Source organism: Paenibacillus tianmuensis (assembly GCF_900100345.1).
In the GTDB taxonomy this organism is placed as follows: domain Bacteria; phylum Bacillota; class Bacilli; order Paenibacillales; family NBRC-103111; genus Paenibacillus_G; species Paenibacillus_G tianmuensis.
In genome coordinates, this window is sequence record NZ_FMTT01000006.1 from 17642 (window position 1) to 31631 (window position 13990).

Annotated in this window: 14 protein-coding genes; all 14 read right to left on the reverse strand. The window is 56.6% G+C overall.

All coding sequences use genetic code 11. The annotated features are described in order from the left end of the window. Nucleotides 1–4 precede the first annotated feature (4 nt). Nucleotides 5–1099, reverse strand: a complete 1095-nt coding sequence (locus BLO51_RS05815) for a GerAB/ArcD/ProY family transporter (RefSeq protein ID WP_090668210.1) — start codon at nt 1097–1099, stop codon at nt 5–7. A 39-nt stretch (nt 1100–1138) separates the two neighbouring features. Further along, nucleotides 1139–1372: a hypothetical protein gene (locus tag BLO51_RS05820; RefSeq protein WP_090668213.1), complete on the reverse strand. Its 234-nt coding sequence runs from the start codon at nt 1370–1372 to the stop codon at nt 1139–1141. Nucleotides 1373–1387: 15 nt separating this feature from the next. Next, nucleotides 1388–2593 (reverse strand): Ger(x)C family spore germination protein, encoded by a 1206-nt coding sequence (locus tag BLO51_RS05825; protein ID WP_090668216.1) that lies wholly within the window; start codon nt 2591–2593, stop codon nt 1388–1390. 3 nt (nt 2594–2596) lie between these two features. Then, on the reverse strand, nt 2597–4114 hold the full coding sequence (locus BLO51_RS05830; RefSeq protein WP_245719540.1) for a spore germination protein: 1518 nt from the start codon (nt 4112–4114) through the stop codon (nt 2597–2599). Then, on the reverse strand, nt 4104–4244 hold the full coding sequence (locus tag BLO51_RS30145; RefSeq protein WP_245719541.1) for a hypothetical protein: 141 nt from the start codon (nt 4242–4244) through the stop codon (nt 4104–4106). The genes BLO51_RS05830 and BLO51_RS30145 overlap by 11 nt, the downstream gene beginning before the upstream one ends. Nucleotides 4245–4465: 221 nt before the next feature. Further along, nucleotides 4466–4834, reverse strand: a complete 369-nt coding sequence (locus tag BLO51_RS05835; protein ID WP_090668221.1) for a hypothetical protein — start codon at nt 4832–4834, stop codon at nt 4466–4468. Between the two features lie 54 nt (nt 4835–4888). After that, nucleotides 4889–5749 (reverse strand): malonyl-ACP O-methyltransferase BioC, encoded by an 861-nt coding sequence (gene bioC / locus BLO51_RS05840; protein ID WP_090668224.1) that lies wholly within the window; start codon nt 5747–5749, stop codon nt 4889–4891. Further along, nucleotides 5712–6575 (reverse strand): alpha/beta hydrolase, encoded by an 864-nt coding sequence (locus BLO51_RS05845; RefSeq protein WP_090668227.1) that lies wholly within the window; start codon nt 6573–6575, stop codon nt 5712–5714. Before BLO51_RS05845 ends, bioC begins: the two co-directional genes overlap by 38 nt. After that, nucleotides 6572–7750, reverse strand: a complete 1179-nt coding sequence (bioF, locus tag BLO51_RS05850; protein WP_090668230.1) for an 8-amino-7-oxononanoate synthase — start codon at nt 7748–7750, stop codon at nt 6572–6574. The genes BLO51_RS05845 and bioF overlap by 4 nt, the downstream gene beginning before the upstream one ends. A gap of 12 nt (nt 7751–7762) precedes the next feature. Continuing rightward, nucleotides 7763–8773 carry a biotin synthase BioB gene (gene bioB, locus BLO51_RS05855; RefSeq protein WP_425415799.1) on the reverse strand — a complete coding sequence of 337 codons (1011 nt, stop codon included), beginning with the start codon at nt 8771–8773 and terminating at the stop codon, nt 7763–7765. Nucleotides 8774–8803: 30 nt separating this feature from the next. Next, the gene (gene bioD / locus BLO51_RS05860; protein ID WP_090668236.1) at nt 8804–9598 is read right to left on the reverse strand and encodes a dethiobiotin synthase; all 795 of its coding nucleotides are present in this window, start codon (nt 9596–9598) and stop codon (nt 8804–8806) included. Then, nucleotides 9595–10962, reverse strand: a complete 1368-nt coding sequence (gene bioA / locus BLO51_RS05865) for an adenosylmethionine--8-amino-7-oxononanoate transaminase (RefSeq protein ID WP_090668240.1) — start codon at nt 10960–10962, stop codon at nt 9595–9597. The genes bioD and bioA overlap by 4 nt, the downstream gene beginning before the upstream one ends. A 195-nt stretch (nt 10963–11157) precedes the next feature. Continuing rightward, nucleotides 11158–12573 (reverse strand): amino acid permease, encoded by a 1416-nt coding sequence (locus BLO51_RS05870; RefSeq protein WP_090668243.1) that lies wholly within the window; start codon nt 12571–12573, stop codon nt 11158–11160. Between the two features lie 277 nt (nt 12574–12850). Next, a complete protein-coding gene (locus tag BLO51_RS05875; RefSeq protein WP_090668246.1) occupies nt 12851–13840 on the reverse strand; it encodes an ABC transporter substrate-binding protein in 990 nt (329 codons plus the stop codon). Nucleotides 13841–13990: the final 150 nt, after the last annotated feature.

The window sequence follows — 13990 nt, forward strand, 5'->3', positions numbered from 1 at the left end:
CACCTCATCTCTTCCCGGGCGACCTGCGCATCCAAGCCGCTCCGAGCATTAGCAAAGGGAGAAACAATCCGAAGGTAAGCATGTAAGGGGTCCAGAACTTCGTTGCAAAATGGTCAAAATACGGCCGGTTCGGAACGAACACCAGAGCCAGCACAACGGAAATCATGGCGAGCGGCAGCGTGACCGGACGATATTTCGGCAGCTTCACGATCTGCGCTATCCCATAGGAAGCGGCATAGTAGCAGACGGATATTTTTACAAACACGGAGATAAACCAAATAAACGCCATGATGGCCTCGATCCGTTCCAATAACTTGCCGACAGCAACCTTCTGCGCCAGCACATAGCTCGGATAGGCCAACAAAGCGGTCATATCACTGCCCATCACCAGAATGGAAACCGTGGAAAACACGGTAAGCATCATCGTGCCGACAGCCAAGCCCGTCGCATAAGCCTTCGCCCCCTTACTCGGATTGCGGATCAAAGGAAACAGCATGAGCAGGATGACGCTTTCCTCCAAATTGCCGAAAAATCTTAAATTCCCTTCCAGAATCGGTTTCAAGCCCTCGCTTAACACCGGCTGGGCATGCTCCAGCTTGATCTGCGGAGAAATAAACAAGACCAGCATCAGGTAAAGCAGCACAAACAAAGGAAACGCCATTTCGGATGATCGAACCAGCGCCACCGCTCCCTGCCGCACACCAAGTACGATGACGCCGGTGAACAGCAGAATGACAACCTCGATCGGAGTCTCCGGCATCATCTGCGTCGTGATGAAGTCTCCGATTTCAAACAGCATGATGGAAATATCGACCAGAATAAAGCTGACGAAGAAGCAGGCCGCGACCGTTCCTGCCCACCGGCCGAAGACGGAGCGGCATAGATCGATCAACGTCGCCGGAAAGTGGCGTTTGGCCAGCGTCGTGTACAGCCAGGCAATCGCCAAGCCCTCAACGCATCCGATCCCGGCTGCCAGCCAGGCATCCTGTTTGGCGGAGGAAGCCAGCCACGAAGGCACGTACAACAGCGCATCCCCGACGACAAATAAAATCACAAGCAGCGTAAATTGATGGGTCTCGATCTTATCGTTCTCGAACATACGGTTCCACCTGCCATTTCCTCGACAGACGATTTGAGCTTAAGCCGAATTTCCGTAGATGAGATTGCTCAGCGGCTTATACAGCACGGAGATCCAGTCCAGCGGATTGGGGATGTCGAGCCGCAGCACTTCCGCCACCCCCAGACTTGTTCCGACAAGACACAGCAGGAAAAATGTCCATAGCTCTCTTTTCAGCTTTCGCTCCATCAAGGAACGCCATTCGATCGCAACAATTGCGGCGGCGGCCAATAAGACGAGCAGCACCTTCCACATGATGAACGCTCCTCCTTATTTTATTTTGTCGATGAACGATTGTCCCACCTTGCCCGTTCTGCGCAGCTTGACGTCGATCCGGGTCTCGACTTTGGCGCTCATGAAATACCGGTCCCAATCGTCTTTCAGCCGATTCCAGTTCCGGGGATCGTACCGGCGAATCGCCTCGCCGAATCCGAAGATGTCGGAACGGCTGCTCTGCCGGGCTTTGCGAACCGCCTGCTGGATGTAGCCTTCAATTTTCCGCTCCGCCCTGCGTTCGAACGCATAGATCGTCTCCGGCTTGGATAAATATTCCTTGCATGAGACTTCGCCGATATTGCCCTCGGCATGGACTTCGACGGTAATCACCGGTTCCCCGCGGGGCGCGCTTCCTTTCAAGCTCGTTTGGCTTCGAAGAATTTCGACCGTCACCCTTCCCCCCGAATCGCATGGAACATCCGTCACCGTAGCGTCGACACGGTTGGTAATATAACTGAAGCCCCGGCTTTCATCCTCATTCAGCCAGCCGACCAGCTTGTCGTTTTTGAACACCCCAATGCTGGAAAACCGGAAATAGCTTGGAGGGTTGACGCTTTTTAAATTCGCATCCGTCTGGCCATGGCGAGGGTTCCCGTTCAATTGCAAACCGGTGATCACTCCTTCCTTGCCTGCTTTCATCAGATCCGTAATAAACTCGTCCAACGTAATGGCAATGGTGGGAGACCAGTTTTTTTCGGAGATTTCCAAGCTTTTCAGCAAGGCGTTGGCAGGCGACTGCTCGATCGGTACCACTTGGCTCATCACTTCCCTGGCTTCGACGCCTTTGGTGACGATAAGGAAAAAATCCGGCCGAATTTCATGGTCGCGCACAAACAGATCAAGGATGTCCCGAAGCCCTTCCCGCGCAAGCGTTTCGCTAAATACAAGGACCCGGATATGAGAAAAATACAGCTTGCGGGGAAGCTCGGTCGTCAACCGGCGAATGCCTTCAAAGACCGAGTCCGCCTTCATATATTGCGTCGTCACCGGCAAACTTGCCCCGCCCCCGCCTCCTCCCGGAGATTCGCTCCCTTGTCCCATATTGAGCACTTGGATCGACAGCAAGTATTGGTTATCGATCTTATCGATGCCGACGCCTGTAACGATTGCCAGCTCGTTCAGCTCGCGACGGCTCCAGCAGCCCGTGGTCAAGACGAGCAGCAGGCATAAAACGCAAACCACCGACACGTTACGCCTCATCGTTTACCTCTCCCGCCTCTCCCGCTGATGATGCGTATCCGACTCAGACGGGACCGTATTTTGCCGAACCGGGTTCGGACTCTGCATCAGGACCGGCCGTTTTCGCATCGCGGACAACGGGAACCGGAATATGGAGTCTTTCATATCGCTTGGAATGAACGGGGCAAAAGGCGCCATATATGGAACTCCGAACGAACGCAGACTGCACAAATGCAAATTAAGCGCAATCAGTCCGATGAATACGCCGAAAAGGCCGAACGAAGCGGCCAGCCCCATCAGGGCGAAGCGCAAAATCCGGATCGGTATGGACATCGCGAACGAAGGAAAGGCAAAGCTGGCAATCGCCGTAATCGAGACGACGATAACCATGGCCGGGGATACCAGTCCGGCCATGACCGACGCTTCCCCTAGCACAAGCGCCCCTACAATGGAAATGGCGGGGCCGATCGCTCGGGGCATCCGGATACCCGCCTCACGGAGAAGCTCGAACGTAAACTCCATCAGGAACGCTTCGATGGCCGCCGGAAAAGGTACCCTTTCCCGTTGTGCCGCGATGCTGGTCATCAGCGTGGTCGGCAGCATCTCTTGATGAAAGGTCGTAATGGAAATAAATAAAGCGGGAGCGAGCAGCGCAATCATCAGGGAAATGTATCGGAGCATGCGAATAATCCCATAATCCGACCGGTGATAGTAATCTTCGGGAGATTGAAAAAATTGGGCGAATACGACCGGCACGATCAGAACAAACGGCGTCCCGTCCACCATGATCGCCACCCGGCCCTCCAAAAGATTCGCCGCGACCGAATCGGGGCGTTCCGTATTGTACACCGTCGGAAACGGGGTAATCGTTTTCTCTTGAATCAGCTCCTCGATATTGCCGCTCTCAAAAATACCGTCGATATCGATGCGGTCCAGCCTGCTGCGCACTTCCTCAATCGCGCTGTCGTTGGCAATGCCTTTGATGTACATCAAAGCGACTTTTGTCTTCGTCACCCGGCCGATCGACCGGGACTCGACCCATAGCTTCGGGTCTTTGATTTTGCGCCGGATTAAGGCAATGTTGGTGCCCAGACATTCCGAGAACGATTCCCGGGGCCCGCGTACCACGGATTGTACGGAAGCCTCCTGGACGCCGCGATCTTCCCAGCCCTTCGTATCAGCGGACAGTCCTTTGCCGAACCCGTCGATCAGAATGATCATATTGCCGGACAGCAGATTGTCGAACAACGCATGAAAGTTGTCGATTTCCGTTACCGAACTGAGCGTTAAGGTAAAGTCTTCAAGCATTTGCAGTGGAGCCCAAGGGGCCTCCGCTCCGTTCAATTCCTGGAATAGCGCCGGATCGCGGGCATGCAGCATGAACGACTCCAGGAACCGGGTAATGATTTCTTTGTCCGTCAGCCCGTCGGTATGAATGACCGCCGCCTTCGTCGTGCCTGAAGCGCCGATGCGAATCGTCCGTATGATCAGATCCGGGCTATTTCCCGTCGTGCCCCGAATGTGCTCTAAATTAAGCTCCATGTCCGGGCTTAAGGGCTCGGCTTCCTGCGGCGGCGACTCGATCCGGCTCGCGTCCCGCTTTGCCGCTGCGCTGCGTCCGGACCTTCCAGCTCTGTTTGATTTGAAGAAACGCATCCTCCGTCACCTGCATTTTTGTAAGTGGCTCTGCTTCTACTGATACATTGCTCAAATTTGGTAAAAAGTATTCATGTGGTAGATGTAATCGAACAAACGTTCTCTTGCTACCGACTTCCAAAATACGGTACACTAAGACCTAGTGGCTCGAATAGCCGAAAGGTCCGTCAAGCCATCAAAAAAAGGCCTGTGGGAAAGCATCCCCGGCCTTTTTTTCGTTCATTAATATCTCCAATCCTACACCTTGACCGACAGCTTCTGCAGCAGAACCTCTCCTTCGGTCTTGAACGTTTGTTTCGCCTCCAGAAACGCTTCGACTTCGCTCAGCTTCGCCGGCCGGTACCCCGGTCCGTCGCAGCCGCAGGAATGATAGCTGAAGCCGTGAGCATACAGGACCTCGACTTTTTTCCACTGTTTACTATCTTTCTGCTTGGGCGCTTGAAAGTCGTGTCCCATATCGTTCATAACTTCGCCGCATTGCGGACATTTGTATTGTCTGTTCGCCGCTTCGATTTTGCCCAGTTCATAATCGGGCCTTTGCTTAAACACTTTGCGGCACGAAAAACAAGCGTAAATATTTTTGTACGTTATCGCATAACGGCACATCGCCATCCACCTCCGGTAACTTCCTTTCCATTTTACCGTTTCCAGCAAATTTTGTCATGAGGGGACTTCCGCTTGGAGCAAAAGAAGCTGGTACGTGGCTGAAATCCCTTCGGGGGCCGGAAACCGCTTTTCGTATTCCCGAAACATACCGGCGAATAAGGAACGCCAGCCAAGGCCTCGCGAAGCGTCGGCCGCCGATGCGCTGGCTCCCGTCGCTTTGACCGAGTGCAGAAATTCGCTGACGGAGGTATAGCCTTCGGTCCGGATGACGCTCTCATCCCGAGCCTCCGCAAAGCCCGCATGTTGAAGCAGGGTCCGCCACTCGCCGGCAGAGGGAAACGCAAGGCCGTGCCGCTGCGGCTCCAGACCGCGGGAGCGATAAACGGCGGCAAACGATTCGTGCAGCTCGCGGAACGTCTCCGGACCGAAGGTCGTGAACGTCAATAGACCGCCGGGACGCAGCCGCCGCCGCAGATGCCTCAGCGTTTCCTGCGGGCTGGCCAGCCATTGAAAGCAAGCGTTCGAGACGATGAGATCGAACGACAACAGCTCCGCTTGGGCGGCCCACACTTCGGCATCCGCCAGACGGAAGTTTACGGGGAGCCGTTGGTTTGCGGCCGTCGATGAAGCCTTGGAGCGGATGCGCCGTTCCGCCGCTTCCAGCATGGCTGGCGCGATATCCAGCGCGGTAATGACCGCATCGGGCCAATCGCGCAGCAGCATCTCGGTCAGCAGACCGGTGCCGCAGCCGATTTCCAGCAGATGCGGCCGTGTTTCCCCGGTTCCCTGCTTCCGGCGGGCCAGCGACCGGACAAGCTCGTCTGCCATGACGCGTTGTACGCGTGCATGCGCGTCGTAGGATGCCTTGGCAGAGCGGTCAAACCGGCGGCGAATCGTATGCGGCCTGTACTCCATGCCACCACCTCCTGATCGCTTCGGCGATAGCTGCCTCCCGCGCAAGAAACGGGATATGCCCGCCGCCTTCGACCGGCAGGATCTCCGCCTGCGGCAGCCGTTCATACAGCTCCTCCGCCGCACCGTACGGGCACACCTTGTCCTCTTTGCCGTGGACAAGAAGCGTCGGACAAACGATCTCCCGCAGATCCGGCACATGATTCGCGGTCCGCAGAAGCTGAATGCCAGCGAGCAGCGCTGCGGTCGGCCAGCTTCCTGTCCGGGGTAGCTGCGGGAGGAGGCCCGCTTTCTTTTCCCCATCCGAGAGCAGCCGTTCGCGGAACTGGGCTTCCACGGCCAGACGGTCCTTGGCGATGGCCGCCGCCATGTGCCGGAGAACCGCGTCCGGCCAGCCGCGGTCCGACTCTTCCCTAGGGCGGACGAACCGCGCAGTTGCGCCGAAAAGCACTAGCGCGTCCGCGAATCCCCGTGCGGCGAGACGCAGCGCAAGCAATCCGCCGAGCGACCAGCCGGCGATCAGGAGTTTTCTGCTTCTGCGGGAGGTCATCGGAAGCCGCTGGAGGGAACCGTCCCACTCGGCGATCCAAGCGACGGCAGCCGCTTCAGCCTGAGCTATCATCTGCTCCGGCGTTTCGGCGCAGCTCAGCCTTACTGGGACATGAATGAACTCCGGCAGATGCGATTGAAGCTCCGCGAATACCGTTTCCGGCATGCTCCATCCGGCCAGCCATAAGATAACGGCACCGCGCGGCTTTGTGGTTTTTGGCGTTCCGGCCGATGCGCCGAGCGCCGCTCTGTTCGCGAAGATGCGAATCGGGTCCGTCATCGCGCCAGCACCCCCAGCCGATGAGCGACCTGTTCGATGCGGCGGGCGGCATCGGCCAGGTCGTCCGGAGTATGCGCGGCGGATAAGGAAAAGCGGATGCGCGCCGTTCCGTCCGGGACCGTCGGGGGACGGACGGCAACGGCGGCAATGCCTCCCGCTTCCAGCGCAGAGCTGAAATGCAGGGCAGTCGCGTTATCTCCGACGATAACCGGGACGATCGGCGAATCTCCGGGCCCGACTTGGAATCCTGCCTTGCGCAGTAAGGAACGAAACTGCCGACTGGACGCAGCAAGCCGTTCGCGCCGCCACTGATCCGTTTGCACCAGATTCAGAGCTTCCGCAATCCCGGCTAACACGGACGGAGGCAGCGCCGTCGAGTAGATGACCGGCCTCGCCTTATTGACCAGCCAACGGATGAGCGTACGGCTGCCGGAAACGTAGGCGCCGTAGACGCCAAACGCTTTGCTAAAGGTTCCCACGTGCACGTCTACGCCGCTCTGCAACCCCAGCGCATGACACAGCCCTTCGCCTCGCGCTCCATATACGCCTCCGCTGTGAGCTTCGTCGACCATGAGGATGGCTCCGTATTCCCGCTTCAGCGCAACTAACTCCGCCAACAGCGCTTGGTCGCCGTCCATCGAGAAAACCGCGTCCGTGACGATCAGCTTGCGTCTTGCATCGCGGTGCTTGTGCAATAACCGGCGCAAATGCTCCATGTCATTGTGGCGGTATCGGGCGTGATCGGCGCGGCTTAGCCCGATGCCGTCCACGATGCTCGCGTGATTCAGCCGGTCGCTGAACACGACATCTCCGCGGCCTGCAAGCGCCTGTATGACGCCGAGGTTCGCCATATACCCGTTGGCAAAAACAAGCGTGGCCTCGCTTTGCTGCCAATCCGCGAGGGCCTCTTCCAATCGGCCGTAGGGAGGCCGGTTGCCGGTGATGAGACGCGATGCGCCGGAACCGACTCCTTCGGAGAGAAGCCCGCGGTTCATGGCGACAGCAATAGCCGGATGGCATGCCAACCCAAGGTAATCGTTCGAGGACAGATCAAGCAGCGTTTTTTGTCCGCGCAACATATACCCTTGGCGGCCGGGTACCGGGGCGCTGGTCTGCAGCGAGCGGTTGAGCGACTGATCTTCCAGCTTCTGAAGCTCGTCTTCGATCCATTTCATGCCACCACCGCCTTATAGGGCACAGACTTCAATCTCGAAGCCCAAATCCTCGATCATTTGATAGTCAGCCGCAGCCTCCTGCCCTTTCGTCGTCAAATAGTCGCCGACGAACAGCGAATTGGCGGCGTACAGGCCAAGCGGCTGCAGCGTCCGGAGATTGACCTCACGGCCGCCCGCTACGCGGATTTCCTTGGATGGGCAGATCAACCGGAACAACGCCAGCACCTTGAGCGCCTTCAACGCGGGAGTACGCCCCGCTTTTTCCAGCGGAGTCCCCGGAATGGCGTTCAAGAAGTTGACCGGAATCGAGTCGGCATCAAGCTCCCGGAGCGCATAAGCCATCTCCACGATTTCGCGGTTCGTTTCGCCCATGCCGATAATTACGCCGGAGCAAGGAGACAGGCCGTAATGCTTCACCTTTTCTACGCTTTCGACCCGTTGATCGTAGGTATGGGTATTCGTGATGGAAGGGTAGTTCGCTCTGCTCGTGTTCAAGTTATGATTGTAGCGGTGTACGCCCGCTTCCGCGAGGCGTTCGGCCTGATCGTCCTTCAGAAGGCCGAGGCACGCGCAAATCTTGAGCGGCATCGTCGCGCGGATTTCCTTGACTGCTTCGACGACCTGATCCAATTCTTTGTCCGTCGGGCCTTTGCCGGATGCGACGATGCAGTAGGTTCCCGCTTGGCGGGCCATCGCTTCGCGCGCCCCGGCCAGCAGCGTGGCTTTTTCCAGCAGCGGGTACTTGGCAATTGGCGCCGAGGATACGATAGATTGGGCACAGTAGCCGCAGTCCTCGGGGCAAAGGCCGCTTTTGGCGTTAATAATCATGTTCAGCTTGACTTTCTTCCCGTAAAAATGTTTGCGTACCCGAAAAACGGCTTGCAGCAGCGGCAGCACTTCGTCGTCATCGGCCTCAAGCACGGCAAGCCCTTCTTCGACGGACAAGCGTTCTTCATTCAGCGCTTTTTGAGCCAATGCCTGCCAATCCGCAGCCGTTTCGGGTATTCCGGGTATTCCAGACACGTTTGCCTTCATCCTTATCTCCCTCTCCTCCTATTGACTTCTTGCGTTTTCCAACATTTGTCGGATCGGCGAAATGTCGATATGCCGCTTCACGGCTCGTACGAGTTTCTCCATCGTGGCTTCGCCGCATATCCACGGGAATCGCCCAAGCACGCGGAGGCCGCCGTAGCGCTCAATCAGCTCCGCATTCGCAGCGGTGCTTGGGTCGTCGCGCGATGTTGCGGGATCGACCTCGTTCATCACAACGCCTGCGACTGGAATCCCCCGCTGCCGCAGCAGCGCAGCGGTTAACAGCGTATGATTGACCGTGCCCAGGCCGCAGCGGGCGACGATCAGCGCCGGAACGCCAAGCTCGGCGATAAAATCCGCTACGAGGGTATCGGAGGTTAACGGCACGGCAGCGCCCCCCGCCCCTTCGATCAGCAGCGCGTCGTAGCGTTCGGCCAATGGTTCTCCTGCCGCCAGAAGCCCGGCTGTCGTCATGGTTACCCCGGCTTGCTTGGCGGCAAGTGCCGGAGCCAGCGGCGCTGCGAACGTAAACGGTGCGACTTGTTCCGGGCGGTCGGAAATATCGGTTCCGCGCAGCAGCCGTTCGGCGTCGGTGATTCCCTTGCCGAGAAGCGCCCCGCTCTGGACCGGCTTCCAGACGCCAACGTTCCGCCCTTCGCTGCGAAGCGCAGCGGCGATTGCCGCCGTAATCACCGTCTTGCCGACGCCGGTATCCGTGCCCGTGACGAACAATCCGCGCCACCGCTTCCGGTCGGGCGCATTCCAGCCGTGCAGCTTCTCGCTGCCCTGTGCAGACACTACGTGCACCCCGGTCACGCTCCCCAGCCTTCCTCGGTGACATCGTAGATCGCGGCCGCCAAAATGTCCGTCATCGCATCCAGCTCCGATTCCGTACTCGCGAGAGGCGGGATCAAAACGATCACGTTGCCGAGCGGACGGGTCAGCATGCCGAGCTCTCGCGCCCGCATGCAGACGCGGACGCCAACACGGTCCGTCCAGACATACGGCTCGCGGGACTTTTTATCCTGAACAAGCTCTATCCCGATCATCAGACCTTGCTGCCGGATCTCGCCGACATGCGACCAATCGGCAAGCGGAGCCAATTTCTTCGCCGCAAATGCGGCCAGTGCATTTACCGTATGTATCCTATTCCGTTCCTCAAGAAGTTGGAGGCTGGCCAGAGCGACGGCGCAGCCAAGCGGATTGCCTGTATACGAGTGACCGTGAAAAAACGTTTTTTGCTCCGAGTAGTCCGCATAAAAAGCAGCATAAATCTCGTCGGTTGCCAGCGTCGCCGCCAGCGGCAGATAGCCGCCGGTCAATCCTTTGCCGACGACCATCAAGTCGGGCGATACGCCCTCCAAATCGCAGGCAAACATCGCTCCGGTACGGCCGAAGCCGGTCGCCACCTCGTCGGCGATCAGCAGCACGTCGTGCTTGCGGCACAGCGCGGCAATCTCGCGCAAGCATCCTTGCGGCATGACAATAATGCCGCTCGCTCCTTGCACAACAGGCTCCACAAGAAGAGCCGCAATCTCGTCCGCCCGCGACTCCAGCAGCTCCCGCAGCGCGGACAGCGTTGCCTCCATCGCGGCGGAAGCCCCACCTTCGGTGCGGTAAGCATAAGGATACGGAATGACGTAGGAGGAAAAAAGCAGCGGGCGGAAGACGTCGTGGTAAAGCGGAATCGCACCGACGCTAACGGCGCCGAGCGTGTCCCCGTGATAAGCTTGGTTCATCGTAATAAATTTCGTTTTGCGGCCGCTGCCCCGGTTGTGCCAATACTGGAACGCCATTTTGAGCGCAATCTCCACGCCAGTCGCACCGGCATCGGAATAAAACACCTTCGTCAGCCATTCCGGAGCGATGCGCACCAGGTTCGCGGCCAGCTCGATCGCCGGCACGTTGGCCATGCCGAGCAGAGTCGAGTGGGCGACTTTCGCCAGTTGAGACGCAACCGCTTCGTTCAACTCGGGAACGTTATGTCCATGCACATTGAGCCAGACCGACGAAAACCCGTCATAGTAAGCGCGTCCCCGAACATCGTAAAGCATGATGCCTTCGCCCCGTTCGATAATGAGAGGCTCGCCTTTAACATAGTCCTTCATCTGTGTAAACGGATGCCATAAGTACGCCTTATTCCAAGCCGCAAGCTCTTCGCAGGTTGTGGCCGTTTCCATGACCGTTCACCGCCTCTATCGTTTTTAATTGTTAACCTAAAAATATAATTCTCGGTTAACAATCGATCCTATTCTAGCAAACCGATGACCTCGTGTAAAGCGAGAGACTAGCACTACCTGTAGTCCTGACAAAACGAAAGGCCCATGGAGGACATTCTTCCATAGGCCTTTGGGGGGCTTCGATCCAAGCCCTTTTTATAAGTTTCTCCCCGTCTGCTCTTGCTTTGGGCGCTTGTGCCGGTAAAACAGATAGTGAATCAAATAGCAAATGATCGTAAACGGGATTCCGTAGTAAAGGGCGATTTTCTGCTGCTGATCGAAGGCTAGTCCGACCAGCGCAACGATGCACAGGATGATCGCAAGAATCGGCACAAAAGGAAATAGCCTGACCCTGTATTTCAGATCGTGAACACTGTTCCCTTCGGCAATAAAACGGCGGCGGAACACATATTGCGATAAGGCGACCCCCATCCAAACCATGATTCCGGCGAATCCGGATATGCCGCTCAGCCACAGAAACACGGTGCCGGGGGCCACGACGCTTGAAATCAAGGCTAACGACGCAATAACGGCGCTGACGATAAGCGCCCGAAACGGCACGCCTTGAGGGGTCAGCTTGCTTAAGTAAGGGCTGGCCATATTGCTTTTGGAAAGCGCCCACAGCATCCGCGAGGAAGCATACAGCCCGGAGTTGCTCGCCGAGAGCAGAGCCGTCAAAATAACAAAGTTCATAATATCGGCGGCAAAAGGAATGCCCATTTTATCGAATACAAGCACAAACGGACTGTCCGTCAAACCTGCCTCCCGCCACGGAATCAGCGAACTGAGGACAAAGACCGACGCGACGAACAAAAACAAAATTCTCCAAATCGTATTTCTTGTCGCTCTCGGAACCGATTCTTCGGGATTTTCGCTCTCTCCCGCAGCAATGCCGATAAGCTCCGTTCCCTGATAGCTGAAATTGACGGCGACCATCGTCATGAATACGGGAATAAACCCATGGGGAAACAGCCCCCCGTCATGGGCGAAGCCCGAGTGGATCGGAGCCGCATTCAAGCCCTCGAAAGGCATCAGTCCCACAATAGCGGCCAGCCCTAACAAGATGAACAGCATGATCGTCGTCACTTTAATGCTGGAGAACCAAAACTCGGATTCGGCAAAAAGACTCGCGGAAAAGGCGTTTAACAGGAACATCAGCACAATGAACAGCGCGATCCACACCCACGAGGGCACGTCGGGGAACCAGCGGGTCATCAGAATCCCGGCGCCGACCCATTCGGAGCCGACGGCGACAATCCAGTTGATCCAATACAACCAGCCGATCGTAAACCCGGTAGCCGGACCTATAAACTTGGTGGTATAGGCCTGAAAAGAACCCGTCACCGGCATCACGACCGCCAGCTCGGCCAAACACAGCATGACCAGATACATAAGAAGTCCGCCGGCCAAATAGGCCAGGACGACACCGCCTGGCCCGGCTTGATTGATCAAGTACCCCGTGCTGACAAACAAGCCCGTACCGATGGCCCCGCCCAGCGAAATCATAAACATATGCCGGCTTTTCATGGAACGTTTGAGACGGTTGTCCTTTTCCTCGATGGCACCAGCCATATGACGATACCCCATTTCCAACAATGTCATTTTACAGAAAACGCTTACAATTATTTTGTAGAATTGACCGTTTTCGAAGACGGCCCGCTGCATTTCTATAGACATGACCTAAACAGAGATATGAAAATAAAATTTTGTAATTTTTTACTATTATACTATAATCCATCATTATGTCAATATTTTGCATATCTAAGCCATTCGGTTTTACCGATGCTCGATAAACAACAATAGCCCGCTCCATCCTTAGGGTTAGGAGGGGTCAGGCCATTGCTTGGATCTAATGGGCTTTTTGCACAATATCGTTGCCTAGCTGCTCCAGAAGCGCTTTCTTACCCAGGGCATAAAATGCCTCGTTATAGTTTTGCTTGCTTGTCAAGCGGTAGACGCGCCCGTTTTTGACCGCTTTCAGACCGCTCCACAGCTTGCTTTCCTGCAGCACGTTGTTTTCGCTGGCGGTCAACAGAATCAGATGATCGGGGTTCAGATTCGACAGCCCTTCCAGACTGGTCACCTTTCCTCCCCATGGGTCCGGCTCCGGCGTCCCCGGAGCTTGGGGAAGCTGCATATCCCGGAAAATCATATCCGCGACGCCCGTTTTCGAATATATCCGGATTTCTTTGGCCGTTGCCTCGATCACCGCGAAGGTTTCGTCCTTCGTGACCGCCGTAATTTTCTCGCGCAGCCGCTTGGCCTGTTCGTCGTACGCTTTCATCCAGGCCTCCATTTCCTTCGTTCTATCCAACACTCCGGCGACGAAGGCGAAACGCTTCCGGAACGCATTGAAGCCGTACGGGACCCGGACGGTCGGCGCGATTTTGCTTAATTGATCGTAAATTTTATCCTGCGTCGGGCCGGCAAAAATCAGATCCGGATTGGCCGAAGCGATCGCTTCGACACTAACCTCGGTTTGAAACCAACCGGTCTTGATTGTATCGGCTTTCAGCTTTTGCTTCAAAATCGGCGTAAGCTCCTTCGGGTTACCCATCTCGGTATTTCCGGTCGCGATCGGCTGAAAGCTCAGGACCAGCAGCTCTTCGGTCGAGCCGGATACATCCGCGATCCGCAGCGGACGGGCTGGGATTTCGACCTCCCCTTTGGCGTCTTTGACTTTGCGGGTTTGCGCTTCCGGACTCTTTCCCGCTTGGCCGGATTGGGCAGCAGTTACGCCGCTGTCTGCCCCGCTCCCCGTACTGCCGCCGCAACCGAACAAGGCGAGCGCCATCGCGATCAGCATAAAACCGGCAATCCCTTTTCTGAAAGAAATCATTTGTTGTCTCCCTCTCCTGTATTGATAATGATTATCATTTAGTCATGATACTCGTCCTTGGACACGAGCACTACCGACGGAGGGATAGGATTGCGGTGTGGCGGATTTTTTGCGGCGAAACAACGAAAAAAAACGCCGGGACGGGTCGTC